We start from the raw sequence: 21,922 nt of genomic DNA, 5'->3' as shown, positions 1-21,922 counted from the left end.
GGTGCCTTTGGATGACCTGCGTCATCCATGCGTGGCACCGGGTAACCGGGAATAAAAGCGGTTCAATACAAAAAACAAGGAACCCAACAATGAGTCAGACACTGCTATCCATCCTGGCCTTCGTGCCACTGGTGCTGGCGGGCGTATTGCTGATTGGCTTTCGCTGGCCAGCCAAATACGCAATGCCGCTGGTATTCGTCCTCACTGCATTGATCGGCCTGCTGGCCTGGGACATGACGCTCAATCGCGTCATTGCCTCGACCCTGCAAGGCCTGATTCTCACCGCCGCGATCCTCTGGATCATCTTCGGCGCGATCCTGTTGCTCAACACCCTCAAGCATTCCGGTGGTATCGCCGCGATTCGCCGAGGATTCTCCAATATCAGCCCGGATCGTCGCGTCCAGGCGCTGATCGTGGCCTGGCTGTTCGGCTGCTTCATCGAGGGCGCCTCGGGCTTCGGTACGCCGGCCGCAGTGGCCGCGCCACTGATGGTTGCACTGGGCTTCCCGGCGCTGGCCGCGGTCGTGATGGGCATGATGGTGCAGTCCACGCCGGTTTCCTTCGGCGCGGTGGGTACACCGATCCTGGTAGGCGTAGGCGCAGGTCTGGACAAGACCGGCATCAGCGAGCAACTGGCGGTCGTCGGTAGCAACTGGGAGGTGTTCTTCCACCTGATCTTCTCGCGCGTCGCGATCATCCATGCGATCTGCGGGATTCTGATGCCGCTGATCATGCTGTGCATCCTGACCCGCTACTTCGGGCGCAACAAGTCCTGGTCCGAAGGCCTGGCGATGGCGCCGTTCGCGGTCTTCACCGGCCTGGCGTTCGTCATCCCCTACGCTGCCGCCGGTGTCTTCCTCGGCCCTGAATTCCCCTCGATGATCGGCGCCCTGGTAGGCCTGGCCATCGTGGTGCCTGCAGCCAAGGCGGGCTTCCTGCTGCCCAAGGACACTTGGGATTTCGCGCCGGCCAGCGAATGGCCTGCCGACTGGATGGGCAAGATCGAGATGAAGATCGAGGACGTGGCCGGCAAGACGCCGATCTCCGTTCCGATGGCCTGGGCGCCTTACCTGCTGTTGGCTGCGTTCCTGGTGATCTCGCGCGTCTTCCCTGATGTCAAGGGTGCCCTGATGGCCGTCAGCTTCGGCTGGAAGGACATCCTCGGCGAGACCGGCGTGTCCGGCACCCTGGAACCGCTGTTCCTGCCGGGCGGCATTCTCTGCATGGTGGTGCTGGTCACCTTCTTCCTGCACCGGATGAAGGCCAGCGAGCTGGGCGCGGCCCTCTCCGAGTCGAGCAAGACCCTGCTCGGTGCCGGCTTCGTGCTGATCTTCACCATTCCGATGGTGCGTATCCTGATCAACTCCGGCGTCAATGGCTCGGATCTGGTCTCGATGCCGGTGGCCATGGCACAGCTGGTGGCCAACAGCGTGGGCGACATCTATCCGTTCTTCGCTCCGGCCGTCGGTGCGCTGGGTGCCTTCATCGCCGGTTCCAACACCGTTTCCAACCTGATGCTCTCGCAGTTCCAGTTCAACACCGCGGGCCTGCTGGGCCTGTCCGGCGCGTTGATGGTGGCGCTGCAGTCGGTGGGCGCGGCGGCGGGCAACATGATCGCCATCCATAACGTGGTTGCGGCGTCGGCGACTGTGGGCCTGCTGGGACGCGAAGGGATCACCCTGCGCAAGACCATGCTGCCGACCCTGTACTACCTCATCCTGGCTGGCAGCATCGGCCTGATCGGGTTCTACGTGATGGGTATCAGCGATCCGCTGGCAGGCATCGCCGGCTAAGCGACAGTGCTGACTGCAACGGGCGGCCTAGGCCGCCCGTTGTGTTTGCGTTTGGCGCAACGCCGCGTTCTGGTATAGCGTTCAGGGCAATCGGCAATGATCAGGGAAACCCATGAAGAAATGGCAATGCGTGGTGTGTGGCTTCATCTATGACGAAGCCTTGGGGCTGCCGCAGGAGGGCCTTGCGCCCGGCACCACCTGGGAAGACGTCCCCGAAGACTGGCTGTGCCCCGATTGCGGCGTGGGCAAGGTGGATTTCGAAATGATCGCGATCGACTGATCCCGCTCACTGGCAACGACAGAGGTAAGCGGCATGACAGCACCCCTGGTAATCATCGGCACTGGTCTGGCGGGCTACAATCTGGCGCGGGAATTTCGCAAGCACGACAGCGAAACACCGCTGCTGCTGATCACCGCCGACGACGGTCGCTCCTATTCCAAGCCGATGCTTTCCACCGGCTTTGCCATGAACAAGGATGCCGACTCGCTCGGCATGCTGGATGCCGGGCAGATGGCCATCCAGCTCAACGCCGAGATCCGCACCCATACCCGAATCACCCGGCTCGATCCCGCCAATCGCCGTGTATGGGTCGGTAACGAGTCGGTGTCCTATCGGGATCTGGTGCTTGCCTGGGGCGCACAGCCCATTCATGTGCCGCTGGCGGGGGATGCGGCGGACAGGGTCTTTGCAATCAACGATCTGCTCGATTATGGCCGTTTCCGCGAGGCGGCGAAGGGCAGGCGCCGCGTACTGATCCTGGGCGCCGGGCTGATCGGCTGCGAACTGGCCAATGATCTGCTGCAGGGGAGCTACGAAGTCGATCTGGTGGCGCCGGGCGAGCAGGTCATGCCCGCGCTGTTGCCAGCGAAGGTGGCGGCTGCCGTGCAGGGCGGCCTGGAGTCGCTGGGTGCGCGCTTTCATTTCGGCGCGGTGGTCGAGGGGCTCGAACACAAGGCTGATGGCCTGCAGGCGCAATTGTCCGATGGGCAGCCTCTGCCATGCGATCTGCTGATCAGCGCTGTCGGCCTGCGACCGCGCACCGAGCTGGCCGCCGCCGCCGGCCTTGAAACCGGGCGTGGCATCGTGGTGGATCGTTTTCTGCAAACCTCCGCCAGACATGTTTATGCGCTGGGTGACTGTGCCGAAGTCGGCGGACTCAACCTGCTCTATGTCATGCCGCTGATGAGCGGCGTGCGGGCGCTGGCACGGACCCTTGCCGGAACCGCCACGTCTGTCAGTTACGGGCCGATGCCGATTACCGTGAAGACGCCGGTGTGCCCGCTGGTGGTGTCGCCGCCAGCGCCGGGCAGTGAGGGGGGCTGGACCATCGAGGGCGAAGGTAGCGATATCACGGCGCTATTCAAGACGCCCGATGGACGCCTGCTGGGCTATGCGCTGACCGGCGCCGCCGTGCAGCAGCGCCTGGCCTTGAACAGGCAATTGCCTCCTGTGCTGGCGGAGCTGCCCCAGGTTCTGTCCTTAACGCCTTCCGATTGAGGCCGGCATAGCACTTAAGGGTACTGGCGCCTCTGCTAGCAGCGTGCCATTCTCCCTGGGCGTGCGGCGCTCTAGAGCTGTCGCGGCGCCTTGAACGCTGTTCACAGAACGGCACACACAACAACAAGAAAGCATCAGAGGCTACTCATGCGCAAACCGGAACTCGCGGCGGCCATCGCCGACAAGGCCGATCTCACCAAGGATCAGGCCAATCGTGTACTCAATGCCGTTCTGGATGAAATCACCAACGCGCTGAACCGCAAGGACAGCGTCACCCTGGTCGGTTTCGGAACATTCCTGCAACGCCACCGTGGCGCACGTACCGGCAAGAACCCCCAGACGGGAGAGCCGGTGACCATCAAGGCCAGCAATACCGTGGCATTCAAACCCGGAAAAATGCTGAAGGACGCGATCAACTGATCAGCGCTACCCGGAGCCGCCCGGCTCCGGGTCAATCCGACCTGCCAGTCGGGCACAGACCGCTCCGTTTCCGCCGCGCAAAGCCCTTTTCCCGTTTCGGCAAGCCGCTACAATGCGGAAATTTTTGAATAGCTGTCGGGAAATATCATGAAATTCCGCTTTCTTCTGTGGATGCTGGGCCGCCTGATGGGCAAGGCCAGCCGCACTAACCCCGAGTTCCAGCAGCAACTGGGCGACAAGGACCTGACCTTCCAGCTGCACACCCTGGATGGCAAGGTGGCGCGGCACTTCATCGTCAAGGACCAGCGCATCACCAGCAAAAGCGGACCGGCGAGCGAACCCGCATTTGCGTTGGGTTTCCGGGATGCCGCTTACGGCTTCGAGACCATGACGGCGAAGAACAAGCAGCTGGCCTTTATGCAGGGCATTCAGGACAAGAATATCCAGATCCAGGGCAATCCGGCGCTGGTGATGTGGTTCCAAGGGCTGACCAGGTATCTGAAGCCGAAGAAGGCAAAGAAGGCCTGAGCGGCTCAAATTCCCGTAGGTCGGGTCACGCTTCACCGACCCGACGAGCGAGCGTTCAGGCACGAAGAAGACCGACGCCTCGCTCGTCGGGTTACGCCTTCGGAAACCCGGATTACGCCTTCGGCTATCCAGGCTACGGTCTATGTCCCCGTGATGCATTGCGAGTGTCCTGGCGGGCCTAATGGCTGGTCGCGGATGCGTAGGATGGAATCGCCGCAGGCGCTTCCGTCATGGGTTTTGCACGATAATTTGGCGGTGTGACGACGGATTATGCAGGCCCGTACGTTGCCCTTCCCGCCATACCTGCGCTTCTTCCTTCAACCAATCCCGAAACACCACCAATCCCGCCGCTTCCACCTTGCGCTCGGGAATCATCAGGTAATACCCGCGCGTCTCGCTGCGATAGGCCTGCGGATGCGCCAGCACCAACCGCCCTTCAACCAGTTCCCTCTGGATCAGGAACGGCGGAATCAACGCCACGCCCATACCATGCTCCGCCGCCTGCGCCAGCATGGAAAACAGCTCCAGGCGCGGCCCGGTCATGTCGCGCGCGACCTTCATCCCCAGCGCATCGAACCACTGCCGCCAGGCGTAGGGGCGGGTACTCTGCTGCAACAGCGGCATCCCCGCCAGGCGCTCGGCAGCCAGCGGCTCGCCATTGGGCAGCAATGCGGGGCTGCAGACCGGCTGCAGATCTTCGGGCATCAGAAAGTGCGCCTCGGTGCCCGACCATTCCCCATCGCCGAAATAAATGGCGGCATCGAAATCGGTATCGGCGAACAGGAATGGCCGCGTGCGGTTGGTCAGGTTGAGGCTGATCTGCGGATGCAGCGCCTGGAAATGCTTCAGCCGAGGAACCAGCCACTGTGTGCCGAACGTGGGTACCACCGCCAGTTCCAGGCTCATCGCGCCCTGCTGGCCCATCACCGAGAGGGTGTCGCGCTCCACCGCATCCAGTTGCGCGGCGATGCGCCGGGCGTAGGACTGGCCGGCTTCGGTCAGTTGCACGCCACGCCGCGAGCGGCGAAACAGCGCCAGACCGAGAAACTCCTCCAGCCCGCCGATCTGCCGGCAAACGGCGCTCTGGGTCAGGGCCAGCTCCTCGGCGGCGCGGGTGAAGCTCTGGTGCCGTGCCGCCGCCTCGAAGGCGATCAGGGCCGCAGTGCTGGGAATCTTGCGGCGCATGCGAAAACCTCATGATTAAGGGCTGTTTTATGGCCTCAAGCTTAATGGGTAGTGCGTAATGCGCATAGATGAATGCGAAATCATCGTTTGTCGAGTGGGACTGTCGGGCCTAGCATCACTGCATTCATTCTGCATCGCACATTCAGAGGATTCGCCCATGGCTGGCAAGGCAAGCTTCAACTGGATCGACCCGCTGCTGCTCGACCAGCAACTGACCGAGGAAGAGCGCATGGTGCGTGACAGCGCTGCGCAGTTCGCCGCCGACAAGCTGGCGCCGCGGGTGCTGGAGGCCTTCCGCCACGAGCGCACCGATCCGGCGATCTTCCGCGAGATGGGCGAGACCGGCCTGCTCGGCGCGACCATTCCCGAAACCTATGGCGGCAGCGGTCTGAACTACGTGTGCTACGGACTGATCGCCCGCGAAGTGGAGCGCATCGATTCGGGTTATCGCTCGATGATGAGCGTGCAGTCCTCGCTGGTGATGGTGCCGATCAACGAGTTCGGCAACGAGGCGACCAAGCAGAAGTACCTGCCCGGACTGGCCAGCGGCGAGTTCATCGGCTGCTTCGGCCTGACCGAGCCCAATCATGGCTCCGACCCGGGCTCGATTGTCACCCGTGCGAAGAAGGTAGACGGTGGCTATCGGCTTTCCGGCAGCAAGATGTGGATCACCAACAGCCCCATCGCCGACGTCTTCGTGGTCTGGGCCAAGGATGACGAGGGCGCCATTCGTGGCTTCGTACTGGAGAAGGGCTGGGAAGGCCTGAGTGCACCGGCGATACACGGCAAGGTCGGCCTGCGTGCTTCCATCACCGGTGAGATCGTGATGGACAACGTGTTCTGTCCCGAGGAAAACGCCTTCCCGGATGTGCGCGGTCTGAAAGGGCCCTTCACCTGCCTGAACAGTGCCCGTTACGGCATCAGCTGGGGCGCGCTGGGCGCCGCCGAATTCTGCTGGCACACCGCCCGCCAGTACGTGCTGGACCGTCAGCAATTCGGGCGCCCGCTGGCCGCCAACCAGCTGATCCAGAAGAAGCTGGCCGACATGCAGACCGAAATCACCCTGGCCCTGCAGGGCTGCCTGCGCTTGGGCAGGATGAAGGACGAGGGCACGGCGGCGGTGGAGATCACCTCGATCATGAAGCGCAACAGCTGCGGCAAGGCGCTGGACGTGGCGCGCATGGCCCGCGACATGCTCGGCGGCAATGGCATCAGCGACGAGTTCGGCATCGCGCGGCACCTGGTCAACCTGGAAGTGGTGAATACCTATGAAGGCACCCACGATGTTCACGCGTTGATTCTCGGACGGGCGCAGACGGGGATTCAGGCGTTCTTCTAAGGGCAGCGGCAAGCCGCAAGCTACAAGCGGCAAGACAAAGCATGCCCACCCGTACACTGCTTCAGGCTGTATTTCTTGCGGCTTGAAGCTTGCAGCTTGAGGCTTCTTCCATGTCCGGTGCCCTTTCCCATCTGCGCGTCCTCGACCTGTCCCGCGTGCTCGCCGGCCCTTGGTGCGGGCAGATTCTTGGCGACTTGGGCGCCGAGGTGTTCAAGGTCGAGCGCCCCGGTAGCGGCGACGATACCCGCCACTGGGGCCCGCCGTTCCTCAAGGACGCGCAGGGCGAAAACACCGCCGAGGCGGCCTACTACCTCAGCGCCAACCGCAACAAGCAATCGCTGACCCTGGATTTCACCCGCCCCGAAGGCCAGCGCATCGTTCGCGAGCTGGTGGCGCAGAGCGACGTGCTGCTGGAGAACTTCAAGGTCGGCGGGCTGGCGGCCCATGGGCTGGATTACGCAAGCCTGAAGGCGATCAACCCGCGGCTGATCTACTGCTCCATCACCGGCTTCGGCCAGGACGGACCCTATGCCTCACGCGCCGGCTACGATTTCATGATCCAGGGCCTGGGCGGGTTGATGAGCCTGACCGGGCGCGCCGAAGGTGAAGCAGGCGCAGGGCCGCTGAAGGTCGGCGTGGCGCTCACCGACATCCTCACCGGGCTCTACGCCACGGTCGGCGTGCTGGCGGCACTGGCCCACCGCGAGCGCACGGGGGAGGGCCAGCATATCGATACGGCGCTGCTGGACGTGCAGGTCGCCTGTCTCGGCAACCAGGCGTTGAACTACCTCACCACCGGCGTCGCGCCGCGGCGTATGGGCAATGCCCATCCGAACATCGTGCCCTACCAGGACTTCCCCACTGCCGATGGCGACATCATTCTCACGGTCGGCAACGACGGGCAGTTCCGCAAGTTCTGCGAAGTCGCCGGTCATCCCGAATGGGCCGCCGACCCGCGTTTCGCCAGCAACAAGGCGCGTGTCGCTCATCGTGCCGAGCTGATTCCGCTGATTCGCCAGGCCACGGTGTTTCGCACCACCGCCGAATGGGTGTCCGCGCTGGAGCGCGCCGGCGTGCCCTGCGGGCCGATCAACGATGTGGCGCAGGTGTTCGACGACCCGCAGGTCCGTCATCGTGGCCTGAAGGTCGAGATGCCGCATCCTCAGGCTGGCAGCGTGCCCCAGGTGGCCAGCCCGCTGCGCCTGTCGGCCTCGCCGGTCAGCTACCGCAATGCGCCGCCGCTGCTGGGTGAGCACAGCGAGGCGCTGTTGCAGCGGTTGCTGGGGTTGAGTGCGCAGCGGATAGCCGCCCTGCGGCAGGCCGGGGTGATCTGAGCGGAGGCTTCCCGGCAAGCGCGCTGAACTCTCGGGCCGCCCCGGGATTCTTATGGAGGTAATTCTTTAGCGGACGAACGCATCATGCAAAGGCAGCATTCCCGATTCACCTGGCAGCTGGCGATTGTCATTCTCATGTCCTGGCTGCTGGCCGGTTGCGGCATCAACAACATTCCGCAGTACGACGAACAGGTCAAATCCGCCTGGTCCCAGGTGGAAAACCAGTACCAGCGCCGCGCCGATCTGATCCCCAACCTGGTCGAGACGGTCAAGGGCTTCGCCCGCCAGGAGCAGGAAACACTCACTGCCGTGATCGAGGCGCGGTCCAGGGCGACCTCCATCCAGGTCGATGCCAATACGCTGGACAATCCCGAACAGCTGCAGCAGTTCCAGCAGGCGCAGAACCAGCTGACCGGTGCCCTGAGCCGACTGATGATGGTCTCCGAGCGCTATCCCGAGCTGAAATCCAACCAGAACTTCCTTGCCCTGCAATCGCAACTCGAAGGCACGGAAAACCGCATCGCCGTGGCGCGACGCGACTTCATCGCGGCGGTAGAGCGCTACAACACCGAGATCCGCACCTTCCCCGGGCGCATCTGGCACACCCTGATGTACAGCGACATGCCGCTTCGCGAGAACTTCGAGGCCACCGCCGAGAACGCCGAACAGGCGCCACAAGTGCAGTTTCAATGATCGTCAGGCTGCTGCTGTTTCCGCTGTTGCTGGCCTGCGCCAGCGCTGCCTTCGCCCAGGAGGCGGAGCTGCCGGCGCTGACCGGTCGGGTGGTGGATCAGGCCGAGCTGCTGGATACCCAGACCGAAGCACGGCTGAGCAGCATGCTTGCTGCTCACGAGCAGGCCACTAACGAGCAAGTGGTGGTGGTCACGGTACCTGACCTGCAAGGCCACAGTATCGAGGAATTCGGCGTGCAGCTTGGTCGCGAATGGGGTATCGGCCAGCGCGGCGAGGACAACGGTGCGCTGCTGATCGTCGCCCGTGACGAGCGCAGGATTCGCATCGAAGTCGGCTATGGCCTGGAAGGTCGCCTGACCGATGCGCAGTCTTCGATGATCATCAACGGCATCATTGCCCCGGCCTTCCAGCAGGGCGATTTCGCCCGGGGCATCAGCGAAGGCGCGGCGGCCATGGTGCAGGTGCTCGGCGGTGATCCGCTGCAGAGCGCGGCGATGCGTCCGGCGATGCCGCTGGGCGCCGAGCAGCCGGGTGGGCTGGGCATTCTGGGTTTCTTCCTGATGCTGGTGGCCATTTTCCTGATCGGCGGCGGTCGTGGTGGCCGTGGCGGTGGTCGTCGGACATTGCTGCTCGGCGCCCTGCTGGGCGGCATGGGCCGCGGCGGCGGTTTTGGCGGAGGTGGCTTCGGCGGTGGCGGTTTCGGTGGCGGAGGCGGCGGCTTCGGCGGCGGCGGCGCCTCGGGTGGCTGGTGAATTATCCATGGATTTTCAATGACTCTACTTACCCTAAGCGAGCAGCAGCAGGTGGCCGAGGCCATCGAACGGATCGAACGCGACACCGATGCCGAACTGGTGACGGTGCTGGCCGAACAGGCTGACGACTATCACTACATTCCGCTGCTATGGGCCGGGCTGATCGCGCTGGTGGTGCCGGGCGGTCTGCTGTTCTTCACGGCTGCGATGAGCGCCTGGCAGCTGCTGCTGGTGCAGTGGGCGACCTTTATCGTGCTGGCGCTGGTGTTTCGCCTTCCCGGCCTGACCACGCGCCTGATCCCGCGTCAGGTCCGCCACTGGCGCGCGTGCAATCTTGCCCGGCGGCAGTTCGTCGAGTGCAACCTGCACCACACCGAGGGCGACACCGGCATCCTGATCTTCGTCTCGGTCGCCGAGCGCTATGTCGAGATTCTGGTGGATCGCGGCATCGCCAGCCGCATCGACAACAGCGCCTGGGAATCCATCATCGAAACCTTTACCGGGCAGGTGCGCCAGGGCCAGGTGCTGGAAGGCTTCCTGATCTGCATCGAGGCCTGTGGTGCGCTGCTCAAGGAGCATGTGCCGTCGACCCATGAGCGCAACGAGTTGCCGAACCGCTTGGTGGTGATTGACTAGAAGAAGCCAGCTGCCCGGGATGTAGGGCCGAACTCATTCGGCCATTGGTCAGGATCGAGGCCGAACAGGTTCGGCCCTGCGCACGGTGCGGCAAAGCCAGCGCGAGGACGCTGGCCTTGGCCCCGTCAAACCATCCCCGGACCGTCGTCCCCGGGTTGTTCCACGGGTGCCAGTTCAAGGTACTGGGTGTCTCCCAGGGCGCTGGCGGCGACACGGTCGATGCTGCTCATGGCGTGGCCGATGATGGAACTGACGCTGGCCTCGTGATGATGCTCGGGCAGGCGCTCGATGGCGGCCAGCACCTCTTCGCCGGGCACGGTTTCCTCGGCCAGCAGGCGTTCGGTGATCGCGTCCAGTGCCGGTTTCATGCGCTGCAGCAGCGCCTGGCATTCGCGGTCCAGCTGTTTCAACAGCTCGTCGGCGGCACGAATGGACTCGCCCGAGTCGAACTCGATGTGGGCGTCGCGCACCGCCTGCAGGCTCAGCAGCGAGCCGTTCGGCCCCATGCCCAGCGCACCGACCATCGACAGCGCGATCTTCGAGGCTTCCTGCAGGTCCTGCCCGGCGCCGGACGAGGCTTCGCGGAAATACAGCAGCTCGGCGCCGCGCCCGGCCAGCAGCATCTGGATCCGGTTGCGCAGTTCGGAGGTCATGTGCAGGCGCTTGTCCTCCACCGGCGTGACCAGGGTGACGCCCAGCGCCTGGCCGCGCGGCAGGATGGTGACCTTCTCCACCCGGCCCACCTTGAGCGCGGCGGCGACCAGCGCGTGGCCGGCCTCGTGCACGGCGATGCGCTTGCGGTCAGTGGGCGACAGCGGGGTGACACCGCTAGGCTGCTCGCCGATGCGGCAGGTTTCGATGGCCTCGACGAAGCGGAGCATGTCGACCTGGCTGTCGCCGGCGCGTGCCGCCAGCAACGCGGCGTGATTGACGATATGGGCGATAGCGGCGGGCGTCAGCCCCACGGTATTGCGCGCCAGCTGCGCATAATCCAGTTCGTCGCCAGTGCGAACCTTGCCGGCATAGAGGCGGAACAGCGCCTCGCGGTCGTCCAGGCCCGGCAGGCCGACGGCGATGGAGCGGTCGAAGCGGCCTTCGCGCACCAGTGCCGGGTCGAGGGAATTGGGAAAGTTGGTCGCGCCCAGCACCAGCACGCCGGCGGCGGCGTCGAAGCCGTCCATTTCAGCGAGAAACTGGTTGATGATCCGGTTGCTTTCGGCGTCGCTGGAGCGCTGCTGCTCGGCGCGCTTGCCGATGCCGTCGATCTCGTCGATGAAAATGATGCACGGCGCCTGCTTGCGCGCGGTGCGGAACAGCGCCTTGACCTTCTGGATGCCGACGCCGAAGTACATCGAGGAAAAATCGCTGCCGGTGACCTGAATGAAGCTGGCGTTGGATTCGCTGGCCAGCGCTTTGGCCAGCTGGGTCTTGCCGGTGCCGGGCTCGCCGGTCAGCAGCACGCCCTTGGGTGGTCGCGCACCCAGCGCGGCATAGGCGGCGGGATCGCGCAGATAGGCAGTGACGTCACTGAGCGCCTGCTTGGCCTCGCGCGCGCCGATGACGTCGGCAAAGCCGATGCCGCTGCCCTTGCGCTGTACAGTGAACGACTGACTTTTCATGACCAGATACAGCAGTACCCCGATCAGGGCCAGGATAAAGGGTGTGTAGGGCAACACCGCCTTGTACCAGGGTGCTTCGCCGTCGGTCTCGAACAGCATCAGCGGGAAGGGCTCGGCAGCCGCTGCGTACTGCTCCAGCAGCAGCCGCGCCACATGGCCGGACTGGTCGGGCACCCAGTAGCGCAGACCATCCTGGCGGTTGATGTAGACGGCATCCTTGCTCAGCGCGGCGCTGGCGATGGCCTGGCCGCGCAGGTCGCCCAGCAGGGTCGAGAGATCGCGACGGTTGTCCAGCCAGGGCTCCTTGGAGGCGTCCAGCTCCTGCAGCATGCTGGCGCTGGCATCGGCAGGCGTGGAAGCGGCAGGCCCCTCGGCTTTGAATTGCCAGTAGCCCAGCGTGGCGGCGAGCAGAAGCGCCAACGCGATGGAGAGCAACAGGCTGCGGCGGCCTTGCAACAAGCGGGGTTTCTTCATTTCAGATCCAGGCGGGGCGAGCCCGAGGCGTCATAAAACAACCGCCCTTGCGGACGGACCACAGTTTTCGGGCGAGTAGCCCGCAAGGCACCAAGGCAGGCGCTACGGCGCGGCTTATGCAATGTGAATTCTGATGCCGACCGCTGGTCGGATAGGAGGAACCGACCGCGAACGAGGATACGGCAAGCGACTGCGAGTGAGTCGGCAAGCGACGAATGGCGAGTCTTTTTAGACGAACGTCACCTCCGCGAAGCGAACTTGTCATGATTCTGGTCCTTTAGCGGAACCCAGTGAAGCGGGATGCAGGTTCCCACTGTTTTCTATGTCGGAGTTAATGGATGTTCCGTATGCGTTTCCCGCTTCATCTGGTGGCAGGGATCTGCCTGTGGGCGAGCGCCACTGTGGCACAGGCGCTACCTGCTTCGGCTGGATACGTTGCCAGCGTTGCCGGTGAGGCCTTCCTCTCCCACCGGGGCAAGTTCATCGAGGTGGTTCTCGGACAGGCAATCATCGAGGGTATGACGCTGCATACCGGCGAAAAGGGCGGCCTGGCGGTGATTCTCGATGACGGAACGGTCATGTCGTTCGGGCCGAACAGCGAACTTGAGCTTGAACGCTACCGCTTCGTGCCGGCCAGTGAAGCCTTTCGCCTGGCGGTACGCTTCAAGCGGGGCACGCTGAGCCTGGTGACCGGCGCGATTTCCCGGCTCGACCCCGAGGCGCTCAGCCTGGAAACTCCGCAGGGGCGTGTGCGGGTGCATGCAGGGCATGTGCTGGTGAAAGTGGTGGAGTGAGCATATGACAAGGACCGTCGCGCTGTTGCTGCTGGCTGTGCTGTTGTCGGGCTGTGCCGCACAATCGTATGTGGCGTTACAGGAGCATCCCGCCGGGAGCGCCGTGACCGTGGTCAAGGGAACCCAGAGCCTAACGCTGGAGCAGGCCCGGCTGGGAGTGCCTCTTGCCGCTGGCGCGCGGCCCTTCGCGCTCGGTGCTTTACGACTGCAGCGGGACTTCGCTGGCGCGCTGGCTGTGCAGCCGGCGCCGCCTGAGCGGTTTGTAGTCTACCTGCAAGCCGATGGCCTGCCGGGCATGCTGTCCGAGCAGGTGCTGGACCATGTGCTGCATGCGGCGCGCCAGCGCGAGCATCCGTTGGTGGTCGTGACCGGTCATACCGACAGCCTGGGCCGCAAGGACGTCAATCTGCAGCTTGGCCTGCAGCGCGCGCAAGCCCTGGCCGAACGGCTCAGGGCGCGAGGGTTGCAGGCGAGAATGCAGATCGAATCCCTGGGCGAGCTCGATCTGCTGGTCAGGACGGCGGACGCCACGCCCGAGGAGCGTAATCGCCGGGTGGTGATAGAGGTTCGCTGATGGCGGCGGGGCCAACTGGCGGTCAGTCGAGCACCATGATCGCGTCCATTTCCACCTGCGCGCCCTTGGGCAATGCGCTGATGCCGATAGCGGCACGGGCCGGGTAGGGCTGCTGGAAGTAGCGGCTCATCACTTCGTTGACGGTGGCGAAGTTGGCCAGATCGGTAAGGAAGATGTTCAGCTTGACGATGTCCTTGAACGAGCCGCCAGCCGCTTCGGCCACCGCCTTGAGGTTCTCGAAGACCTGCACGGTCTGCGCCTCGAAGCCCTCGACCAGCTCCATGCTCCTGGGGTCCAGCGGAATCTGCCCGGACATGTAGACGGTGTTGCCGGCCTTGATGGCCTGGGAGTAGGTACCGATGGCGGCGGGGGCGTTGTCGGTGGAAATGACGGTCTTGCTCATTCTGCATTCCTCGGGATTGACTGGGGGCACGAAGGATAAAACAGCCCGTGGGGGAAAAGACGATAAAAGCGCTGGAGGCTGAACGAAAGAGTGCTCAGCAGCCGCATGCCCGTCCAGCGTTCAGCCTCCAGCGCTCTTCTCGGTTGTCAGTCAGGCCTTGACCCGGGTAATCCGTATCACACCCTGGATGGTACGCAGTTTCTTGATGACGCGGGCCAGGTGCACGCGGTCATGCACACTGACCACCAGTTGGACCACACTGATGCGACCGTCGCGCTCGTCCATGCCGATCTTCTCGATATTGCCGTCAGCGGCATTGACGCTGCCGGCCAGCAGAGCGATCAGGCCGCGCTGGTGTTCCAGTTCGACGCGCAACTCGACGTTGAATTCGCCCGTGACATCCTTTGACCAGGACAGCTGGATGCACTTGTCCGGGTTGTGTCGCACTTCGCTGATATTGCGGCAGGTATCCATGTGCACGACCATGCCCTTGCCGGCGGACAGATGACCGACGATGGGATCGCCCGGTATCGGCGTGCAGCACTTGGCGTAGTTGAGCACCAGGCCCTCGGTGCCACGGATCGCCAGCGGCCCTTCGTCGCTCGGCAGCTCTTCGTTGTCGCTGGCCAGCAGGCGGCGGGCGATGACATAGGCCATGCGGTTGCCCAGGCCGATGTCTTCGAGCAGGTCCTCGATGACTTCCATCTGGTATTCGCCCAGCACCACCCTGATGCGCTCGGGCGAGATCGCCTCCAGGCTGGATTCGAAGCCGGTGAGCGCCTTGTTCAGCAGGCGCTCGCCCAGATTGATCGACTCCGAGCGGCGCTGCAGCTTGAGCGCATGGCGGATATGCGTGCGCGCCTTGCCGGTGACGACGAAGTTCAGCCAGGCAGGATTGGGACGCGCGCCGGGGGCGGTGACGATTTCCACCGTCGAGCCGCTTTCCAGCGCCTGCGACAGCGGCGCCAGGCGCCGGTTGACCCGGCAGGCGATGCAGGTATTGCCGACGTCGGTATGCACCGCGTAGGCGAAGTCCACCGCCGTGGAACCCTTGGGCAGCTCCATGATGCGGCCCTTGGGCGTGAAGACGTAGACCTCGTCGGGGAACAGGTCGATCTTGACGCTTTCGATGAATTCCAGCGAGTTGCCGGCGCGTTGCTGCATTTCCAGCACGCCCTTGACCCACTGCCGGGCGCGGGCGTGGGTGCCCTTGGGCGAGTCGTCGTCACTGGACTTGTACAGCCAGTGGGCGGCGATGCCGTTGTTGGCCATCTCTTCCATCTCGCGGGTGCGGATCTGGATCTCGATGGGCACGCCGTGCATGCCGAACAGCGTGGTGTGCAGCGACTGGTAGCCGTTGGCCTTGGGAATCGCGATGTAGTCCTTGAAGCGACCGGGCAGCGGCTTGTACAGGCTGTGCACGGCGCCCAGCACGCGGTAGCAGGTATCGACCTTGTCCACCACGATGCGGAAGGCATAGACGTCCATGATCTCGTTGAACGCCTTGCGCTTGCCGCGCATCTTCTTGTAGATGCTGAACAGATGCTTCTCGCGGCCCATCACCTCGCCTTCGAGGCCTTCGCGTTCGAGGCAGTGGATCAGCGATTGCTCGATCTTTTCGACGATCTCGTTGCGATTGCCGCGCGCCCGGCGCACGGCGGCGCGGATGCGTTCGGAGCGCATCGGGTGCATGGCCTTGAAACCCAGGTCCTCGAACTCCACGCGCATGGACTGCATGCCCAGGCGATTGGCGATGGGCGCGTAGATTTCCAGGGTTTCCTTGGCGATACGGCGGCGCTTTTCGCCCGCCAGCACTTCCAGGGTACGCATGTTGTGCAGGCGGTCGGCGAGCTTGACCAGGATCACGCGGATATCGCGCGCCATGGCCATGGCCATCTTCTGGAAGTTCTCGGCCTGGGCTTCGGCCTTGGTCTCGAAGTTCATCTGGGTCAGCTTGCTGACCCCATCGACCAGCTCGGCGACGGTTTCGCCGAACTGCGCGATCAGCGCTTCCTTGGGAATGCCGGTGTCCTCGATGACGTCGTGCAGCATGGCGGCCATCAGGCTCTGATGATCCATGTGCATGTCGGCGAGGATGTTGGCTACCGCCAGGGGATGGGTGACGTAGGCTTCACCGCTACGCCGGCGCTGGCCATCGTGGGCCTGCTCGGCATAGAAATAGGCACGGCGGACCAGGTTGACCTGGTCGGGGCCGAGGTAGGACGACAGGCGGTCGGCAAGCGTATCTATGGCTGGCAAGTCTCTGCTCCTTGCCGGCAGGCTGCTGTGTCTGCGGTTCGACTTCGGCCAGGCATCGATCAGATGGCCTCGTTGGGCTCTTCCTCGTACTGGGCGAAGAGCGGCTCGTCGTCGACGATTTCGTCCTGGGCGATGACGTCATAGTCCACCAGGCCGGAGGCGATTTCGCGCAGGGCGACCACGGTGGGCTTGTCGTTTTCCCAGGCTACCTTGGGCTCCTTGCCGCCGGTGGCCAGCTGGCGCGAACGCTTGGTGGCGAGCATGACCAGCTCGAAGCGGTTATCTACGTTGTCCAGGCAGTCTTCAACGGTAACGCGGGCCATGGTGTTCCTCATCAGATTCGGTAAAGCGTGCCCAAATGGGCGAGCGGACGGGATAGTTTAAAAAATCACCAGCGGTTAGGGAAGCTATAAAAGCAGCCTTCAGATCAGCAACTGCTCCAGCAACCCCTCGAAGCGCTGCTGCTGGGTCGGTTGGAGCAGCCGATTGGCGCGGAAGATGGCTTGCAGGTCGCCCAGGGCATGGGTGAAGTCGTCGTTGATCACCAGGTAGTCGTATTCGACGTAATGGGTCATTTCACTGACCGCTTCGCGCATGCGTGTGTCGATCACCTCTTCGCTGTCCTGGCCGCGATGGGTCAGGCGCTGGCGCAGGGCCTGCGCACTTGGCGGCAGGATGAAGATGGACCTGGCCTGGGGCATCAGCCGGCGCACCTGCTGGGCGCCTTGCCAGTCGATTTCGAGGATCAGGTCGTAACCTTCTTCGAGGGTCTGTTCGAGCCAGCGCTGGGAGGTGCCGTAGAGGTTGCCGAAGACTTCGGCGTGCTCCAGGAACTCGTTGTGTTCCAGGCGCTGGAGAAATTCCTCGCGACTGACGAAGTGGTAGTTGACGCCGTCCACCTCGCCGGGGCGGATGCCGCGGGTGGTGTGGGAAACGGAAACCCGAACCTGCGGCTGCGCATCGAGCAGGGCCTTGACCAGGCTGGTCTTGCCGGCCCCGGAAGGCGCGGAAACGATATAGAGCGTACCGGTGGAGGCGGACATGGCGTTCTCTGCAAGCGGTGGCTGATGGGGCGCCTGAGCGAATCAGGCGGTTCAGGGCAAGGCCCGGTGTTATTCGATGTTCTGCACCTGTTCGCGCATCTGTTCGATCAGGACCTTGAGATTGACCGCCGCCTGGGTGCTGCGCGGATCGAAGGCCTTGGAGCCGAGGGTATTGGCTTCGCGATTGAGTTCCTGCATGAGGAAGTCCAGCCGCCGGCCCGCGGCGCCACCGGACTTGAGCACCCGACGCACTTCGCCGACATGGGTGGCCAGCCGGTCGAGTTCCTCGGCGACGTCGCTTTTCTGCGCCAGCAGGACCATTTCCTGTTCGAGGCGTTGCGGGTCCAGTTCGGCGCGCATCTCGGCGCAGCGGTCGAGCAGTTTCTGCCGTTGCAGGGCGAGCATCTGCGGCACCTGCTCGCGCAGCGTGGCGGTCTCCTGGGTGATCGCGTCGAGGCGCTCGTCGATCAGCCGGGCCAGCTCTTCGCCTTCGCGCTGACGGCCTTTCCTGAGCTCGGCAAGGGCTTCGTGGAACAGCGCCAGGGCCGCACTGTTGAGCGCCTGCGGATCGCTGGCATCGCCCACCAGCACACCCGGCCAGCCCAGCACTTCCAGCGGATTGAGCGGGGCGGGCTGCCTGATCAGTGCCGCCACGCTCTCGGCGGCGGCGATCAACTGGCTGGCGCGCTGGCTGTCGACCTGCATCGAGCGACCGCTGCTGTCTTCGCTGAAACGCAGGGTGCATTCGACCTTGCCGCGTGACAGGCCCTTGCGCAGCGCTTCGCGTACCGCACCTTCGAGGTCGCGGAAGGCTTCCGGCAGGCGCAGGTGCGGTTCCAGATAGCGATGGTTGACCGAGCGGATTTCCCAGCTGAGGGTGCCGTGGTCGCCGGCCTGCTCGGCACGGGCAAAGGCCGTCATGCTGTGAACCATGGATACCTCGTGGAAGTCTGCTCGAAGGGTGGGCGATTGTAGCGGAAAAACCGATAACGGCGCTGGAGGCTGAAGGCTGGACGAAAAGCGGCTTGGCTTTGGTCATTTCTCGTCCAGCTTTCCGGCCTTCGGCGCTTTTGATCGAGTCCTGCCTCTATAATGCCGTCACTCGAATCCATAGAAACAGGAAATGTCCATGAAGCGTCCCAGTGGCCGCGCCGCCGACCAGCTGCGTTCGATCCGTATCACCCGCAACTACACCATGCATGCCGAAGGCTCGGTGCTGGTGGAGTTCGGTGAGACCAGGGTGATCTGCACCGCCAGTATCGAAACCGGTGTACCGCGCTTCCTCAAGGGCCAGGGCCAGGGTTGGCTGACCGCCGAATACGGCATGCTGCCGCGCGCCACCGGTTCGCGGAACCAGCGTGAGGCCAGTCGGGGCAAGCAGGGGGGGCGGACCCTGGAGATCCAGCGTCTGATCGGTCGTTCGCTGCGCGCCGCGCTGGACATGAGCAAGCTGGGCGAGAACACCATCTACATCGACTGCGACGTGATCCAGGCCGATGGCGGCACCCGTACCGCCTCCATCACTGGCGCCATGGTGGCGCTGGTGGACGCGCTGGCTGCATTGAAGAAGCGTGGCGCACTGAAGGGCGGCAATCCGCTCAAGCAGATGGTCGCAGCCGTTTCCGTGGGCATGTATCAGGGCGAAGCCGTGCTGGATCTGGACTATCTGGAAGATTCCGCCGCCGAAACCGACCTGAACGTGGTGATGACCGACGCCGGCGGCTTCATCGAAGTGCAGGGCACCGCCGAAGGCGCGCCGTTCCAACCTGAAGAGCTAAATGCCATGCTGGCGCTGGCGCAAGCCGGTATGCAGGAGCTGTTCGCCCTGCAGCAGGCCGCGCTGGCCGACTGAAACGGAGACGACCATGACTGATCAGCTGCCGATTCCACAGCCTTCGCCGCAGGCTCGACGCTGGGCGATGCTTTGCCATTACTCGGCGTTCTGCTGGTTCCTGGTGCCGATGATCGGCAACGTGCTGGGGCCGCTGATTATCTGGCAGTTGAAGAAGGACATGGACCCCTTCGTCGATGCGCAGGGCAAGGAGGCGCTCAACTTCCAGCTCACCTTCAGCATCCTGCTGATGATCTGTGGCGTACTCGCCTGGATTCTCATCGGCTTTCCGCTGATGGTGCTGATAAGCGTGGTGGCGCTGGTGCTGGTGGTAATCGCCGGCATCCGCGCCAACGAGGGCAAGCCCTACCGTTATCCGTTCTGCTGGCGGATCGTCAAATAGCGGTGTGTCTTGGCCGGGGTCTGTTGGCGCCTTTCGCGTGTCCGGCTGAATGGCGAAGGTCGAGGGACGTAGGGTCGAACTCGTTCGACCTTGCACACCTGCAGCCGAATGAATTCGGCCCTGCGGAACAGGCTAGAGGCTCAGCGTCCAGTCGTAATCGACGATCAGCGAGGCGTGCTGGGAGAAGCGTGGCTGGCGCGGCAGACGGGCGTTGCGCACGAAGCGACGCAGGCCCGAGGTGAGGATCTGGTAGTCGAAGCGCCAGCCGAGGTTGAGCATCTGCGCCTGTTCGGTGTCGGGCCACCAGCTGTACAGGTCGCCTTCGCGACTGACTTCCCGCAGGGCATCGATATAGCCCATGTTGCCGAAAATCTCGTCGAGCCAGGCACGCTCCGGCGCCAGAAAGCCTACGTCCTGCTGGCAGTCGCGCCAGTTCTTCACGTCCAGCTTCTGGTGCGCCACATGCAGGGAGCCGCAATACAGGTATTCGCGGCGCTTGCGGCGCTGCTTGTCGAGGTAGTGGGCGAAGTCGTCCATGAACTTGAATTTCTGGTTCAGGTCCTCGTCGCCGCCACGGCCTGTGGGCAGCAGCAGGCTGGCGATGCTGACCTTGTCGAAATCGGCTTGCAGATAACGGCCATAGCGGTCAGCCGTTTCGAAGCCCAGGCCCATGATGATGGCCTTGGGCTGCAGTCGGGAATACAGCGCGACACCACCCTGCTCGGGGATTTCGGCATCGCAGGCATAGAGAAAGTAGCCGTCGAGCTGATAGGCCGGATCGTCAAGTTCTACTACGGAGGCGCGGGTATCCTGCAGGCAGATGACATCGGCATTCTGTGCTTGCAGCCAGCTGAGCAGACCCCGCTGTGCCGCCGCCTGAATGCCATTCACGTTGACGCTGATAATCCGCATAAATGGCCCCTGAAAACTCGTGTGTGTATGATAACCCAAGCTCTTCGCAATTAGCGAAATCAGTGTCTTCCGGGAATTTCTTCATGCAGGCATATCAGCGCGAGTTCATCCGCTTCGCCATCGAGCGCGGGGTTCTGCGCTTTGGTGAGTTCACTCTGAAGTCCGGGCGTACCAGCCCCTATTTCTTCAATGCCGGTCTGTTCAACAGTGGCTCGGCCCTGGCTCAGCTGGGCCGTTTCTATGCGGCGGCCATCGTCGATAGCGGTATCGATTTCGATGTGGTTTTCGGTCCGGCCTACAAAGGTATTCCGCTGGCAGCGGCCACGGCGATCTCCCTGGCCGAGCATCATCAGCGCGACCTGCCCTGGTGCTTCAACCGCAAGGAGGCCAAGGATCATGGCGAAGGCGGCACCCTGGTGGGCTCGCCACTGACCGGGCGCGTTCTGATCGTCGATGACGTGATCACTGCCGGCACCGCCATTCGCGAAGTGATGCAGATCATCCAGGGCCAGCATGCCCAGGCCGCCGGCGTGCTGATCGCCCTCGACCGACAGGAGCGTGGGCAGGGCGAGCTGTCGGCGATCCAGGAAGTGGAACGTGATTATCGAATGCCGGTGATCAGTATTGTGTCCCTGGCGCAAGTGCTGGAATATCTGTCCGACGACGCTCAACTGAAGCAGCATCTGCCTGCGGTACAGGCCTATCGCGAGCGATACGGGATCTGACCCTGGAGTTTCCGGCATGCGCAAACCGCCAGTCATTCGCTTGATGTTGATGCTGGGCCTGCTGGCCCCGGCACTGGCTGCGTCTGCCGAACTCTATCGCTATGTGGATGATCGCGGTGTGGTGGTGCTCGATCGTCATGGTGTTCCGCCGCAGCATATCGGTCGCGGTTATCAGGTGCTCAACGAGCAGGGGCGCGTCATCCGGGAAATCCCGCCGGCGCCCACTGCTGAAGAGTTCGAGCGGCTGCAGACGGACAAGGCGCGTGCCGCTGCGGATGCGCGATTGCTGCGCCTGTACGCCAGTGTCGAGGATGTGCAGCGGGCCGAGGCGCGACGGCTGGCCGAGCTGGACAGTGTGATCGGCCTGACCCAGGGCAATCTGCAGGCGTTGCGCAACCAGCAGGGCAATCTGCAGCAACAGGCAGCCAATCACGAGCGAGCGGGGCGCGATGTCCCGGAAAACCTGCTGGCGCAGATTGCCAATCTGGTCAAGGAGCAGGCCAGCCTGCAGCGTGACCTGAAGCGATACGAGACGGTGCGGGCCGAGGCGCAGGCCAGTTTCGCCGGTGATCGTCAGCGCATTGCCGAATTGCTCGGCCAAGCGCAGTAAGCGCCCATTTCCTGTTCCTTTCGCGGCGTGATCTGATGCCGCATCTTCCTCGTCACATTCATGCGGCGAGGCTTTCAAAACCATGATCGCTTAAATG

The 21,922-nt window shown here is 63.6% G+C and carries 24 protein-coding genes; 16 read left to right on the top strand and 8 right to left on the bottom strand.

Annotated features, from left to right (window positions below; translation table 11 throughout):
- Positions 1 to 89 precede the first annotated feature (89 nt).
- From G7020_RS12110 to G7020_RS12090, 5 genes are all read left to right on the top strand, one after another.
- The gene (locus G7020_RS12110) at positions 90 to 1,793 is read left to right on the top strand and encodes an L-lactate permease (RefSeq protein ID WP_181084717.1); all 1,704 of its coding nucleotides are present in this window, start codon (positions 90 to 92) and stop codon (positions 1,791 to 1,793) included.
- A gap of 112 nt (positions 1,794 to 1,905) precedes the next feature.
- Positions 1,906 to 2,073, top strand: coding sequence for a rubredoxin (locus G7020_RS12105; protein ID WP_181084715.1), 168 nt, complete (start codon positions 1,906 to 1,908; stop codon positions 2,071 to 2,073).
- A 33-nt stretch (positions 2,074 to 2,106) separates the two neighbouring features.
- Entirely contained in the window at positions 2,107 to 3,291 is a 1,185-nt protein-coding gene (locus tag G7020_RS12100; RefSeq protein WP_181084713.1) for an NAD(P)/FAD-dependent oxidoreductase, read from the top strand.
- Between the two features lie 147 nt (positions 3,292 to 3,438).
- Positions 3,439 to 3,711 carry an HU family DNA-binding protein gene (locus G7020_RS12095; protein WP_158187095.1) on the top strand — a complete coding sequence of 91 codons (273 nt, stop codon included), beginning with the start codon at positions 3,439 to 3,441 and terminating at the stop codon, positions 3,709 to 3,711.
- 147 nt (positions 3,712 to 3,858) lie between these two features.
- Positions 3,859 to 4,239 carry a helicase gene (locus G7020_RS12090; RefSeq protein WP_181084711.1) on the top strand — a complete coding sequence of 127 codons (381 nt, stop codon included), beginning with the start codon at positions 3,859 to 3,861 and terminating at the stop codon, positions 4,237 to 4,239.
- Positions 4,240 to 4,467: 228 nt separating this feature from the next.
- Here the strand turns inward: G7020_RS12090 and G7020_RS12085 are convergent, their stop codons facing one another.
- On the bottom strand, positions 4,468 to 5,424 hold the full coding sequence (locus G7020_RS12085; protein WP_181084708.1) for a LysR family transcriptional regulator: 957 nt from the start codon (positions 5,422 to 5,424) through the stop codon (positions 4,468 to 4,470).
- 157 nt (positions 5,425 to 5,581) lie between these two features.
- Between G7020_RS12085 and G7020_RS12080 the strand changes: the two genes are divergently transcribed.
- From G7020_RS12080 to G7020_RS12060, 5 genes are all read left to right on the top strand, one after another.
- Positions 5,582 to 6,763 (top strand): acyl-CoA dehydrogenase, encoded by a 1,182-nt coding sequence (locus G7020_RS12080; RefSeq protein ID WP_181084706.1) that lies wholly within the window; start codon positions 5,582 to 5,584, stop codon positions 6,761 to 6,763.
- 110 nt (positions 6,764 to 6,873) lie between these two features.
- Positions 6,874 to 8,097, top strand: a complete 1,224-nt coding sequence (locus tag G7020_RS12075) for a CaiB/BaiF CoA transferase family protein (RefSeq protein ID WP_181084704.1) — start codon at positions 6,874 to 6,876, stop codon at positions 8,095 to 8,097.
- Positions 8,098 to 8,181: 84 nt separating this feature from the next.
- Complete coding sequence (locus tag G7020_RS12070; RefSeq protein WP_181084702.1) at positions 8,182 to 8,790, top strand: LemA family protein; 609 nt, start codon at positions 8,182 to 8,184, stop codon at positions 8,788 to 8,790.
- Entirely contained in the window at positions 8,787 to 9,542 is a 756-nt protein-coding gene (locus tag G7020_RS12065; RefSeq protein ID WP_181084700.1) for a TPM domain-containing protein, read from the top strand. The genes G7020_RS12070 and G7020_RS12065 overlap by 4 nt, the downstream gene beginning before the upstream one ends.
- Before the next feature lie 18 nt (positions 9,543 to 9,560).
- Complete coding sequence (locus G7020_RS12060; RefSeq protein WP_181084698.1) at positions 9,561 to 10,178, top strand: TPM domain-containing protein; 618 nt, start codon at positions 9,561 to 9,563, stop codon at positions 10,176 to 10,178.
- A gap of 125 nt (positions 10,179 to 10,303) precedes the next feature.
- Here G7020_RS12060 and G7020_RS12055 read toward each other — a convergent pair whose 3' ends face one another.
- Positions 10,304 to 12,271 (bottom strand): AAA family ATPase, encoded by a 1,968-nt coding sequence (locus tag G7020_RS12055; RefSeq protein WP_181084696.1) that lies wholly within the window; start codon positions 12,269 to 12,271, stop codon positions 10,304 to 10,306.
- A 347-nt stretch (positions 12,272 to 12,618) separates the two neighbouring features.
- On the opposite strand from G7020_RS12055, the gene G7020_RS12050 reads away from it, so the two are divergent.
- Positions 12,619 to 13,065 (top strand): FecR family protein, encoded by a 447-nt coding sequence (locus G7020_RS12050; protein ID WP_258189326.1) that lies wholly within the window; start codon positions 12,619 to 12,621, stop codon positions 13,063 to 13,065.
- Between the two features lie 4 nt (positions 13,066 to 13,069).
- Complete coding sequence (locus G7020_RS12045) at positions 13,070 to 13,639, top strand: OmpA family protein (RefSeq protein ID WP_181084692.1); 570 nt, start codon at positions 13,070 to 13,072, stop codon at positions 13,637 to 13,639.
- Positions 13,640 to 13,661: 22 nt separating this feature from the next.
- Here G7020_RS12045 and G7020_RS12040 read toward each other — a convergent pair whose 3' ends face one another.
- From G7020_RS12040 to G7020_RS12020, 5 genes are all read right to left on the bottom strand, one after another.
- Entirely contained in the window at positions 13,662 to 14,042 is a 381-nt protein-coding gene (locus G7020_RS12040; protein WP_181084690.1) for a RidA family protein, read from the bottom strand.
- A gap of 150 nt (positions 14,043 to 14,192) precedes the next feature.
- On the bottom strand, positions 14,193 to 16,301 hold the full coding sequence (spoT, locus tag G7020_RS12035; RefSeq protein ID WP_181084688.1) for a bifunctional GTP diphosphokinase/guanosine-3',5'-bis pyrophosphate 3'-pyrophosphohydrolase: 2,109 nt from the start codon (positions 16,299 to 16,301) through the stop codon (positions 14,193 to 14,195).
- A gap of 59 nt (positions 16,302 to 16,360) precedes the next feature.
- The gene (gene rpoZ, locus G7020_RS12030; RefSeq protein ID WP_181084686.1) at positions 16,361 to 16,624 is read right to left on the bottom strand and encodes a DNA-directed RNA polymerase subunit omega; all 264 of its coding nucleotides are present in this window, start codon (positions 16,622 to 16,624) and stop codon (positions 16,361 to 16,363) included.
- 99 nt (positions 16,625 to 16,723) lie between these two features.
- On the bottom strand, positions 16,724 to 17,344 hold the full coding sequence (gmk, locus tag G7020_RS12025) for a guanylate kinase (protein ID WP_181084684.1): 621 nt from the start codon (positions 17,342 to 17,344) through the stop codon (positions 16,724 to 16,726).
- 69 nt (positions 17,345 to 17,413) lie between these two features.
- The gene (locus G7020_RS12020) at positions 17,414 to 18,277 is read right to left on the bottom strand and encodes a YicC/YloC family endoribonuclease (protein WP_181084682.1); all 864 of its coding nucleotides are present in this window, start codon (positions 18,275 to 18,277) and stop codon (positions 17,414 to 17,416) included.
- A gap of 196 nt (positions 18,278 to 18,473) precedes the next feature.
- On the opposite strand from G7020_RS12020, the gene rph reads away from it, so the two are divergent.
- Together rph and G7020_RS12010 are read left to right on the top strand one after the other, a co-directional pair.
- A complete protein-coding gene (gene rph / locus G7020_RS12015; protein ID WP_181084680.1) occupies positions 18,474 to 19,196 on the top strand; it encodes a ribonuclease PH in 723 nt (240 codons plus the stop codon).
- 13 nt (positions 19,197 to 19,209) lie between these two features.
- On the top strand, positions 19,210 to 19,578 hold the full coding sequence (locus G7020_RS12010; RefSeq protein WP_181084678.1) for a DUF4870 domain-containing protein: 369 nt from the start codon (positions 19,210 to 19,212) through the stop codon (positions 19,576 to 19,578).
- A gap of 132 nt (positions 19,579 to 19,710) precedes the next feature.
- Here G7020_RS12010 and G7020_RS12005 read toward each other — a convergent pair whose 3' ends face one another.
- Positions 19,711 to 20,490 (bottom strand): exodeoxyribonuclease III, encoded by a 780-nt coding sequence (locus G7020_RS12005; RefSeq protein WP_181084676.1) that lies wholly within the window; start codon positions 20,488 to 20,490, stop codon positions 19,711 to 19,713.
- Between the two features lie 83 nt (positions 20,491 to 20,573).
- Here G7020_RS12005 and pyrE point away from each other — a divergent pair, with 83 nt between their 5' ends.
- Positions 20,574 to 21,215, top strand: a complete 642-nt coding sequence (pyrE, locus tag G7020_RS12000) for an orotate phosphoribosyltransferase (protein ID WP_181084674.1) — start codon at positions 20,574 to 20,576, stop codon at positions 21,213 to 21,215.
- Positions 21,216 to 21,258: 43 nt separating this feature from the next.
- The gene (locus tag G7020_RS11995; RefSeq protein ID WP_181084774.1) at positions 21,259 to 21,825 is read left to right on the top strand and encodes a DUF4124 domain-containing protein; all 567 of its coding nucleotides are present in this window, start codon (positions 21,259 to 21,261) and stop codon (positions 21,823 to 21,825) included.
- The last annotated feature ends 97 nt before the right edge of the window (positions 21,826 to 21,922 follow it).

It is taken from the genome of Stutzerimonas stutzeri (assembly GCF_013522825.1).
Lineage (GTDB): Bacteria > Pseudomonadota > Gammaproteobacteria > Pseudomonadales > Pseudomonadaceae > Stutzerimonas > Stutzerimonas stutzeri_AK.
The sequence above is the reverse complement of the archived record's forward strand: the minus strand, read 5'-3'. Positions and strand labels throughout refer to the sequence as shown.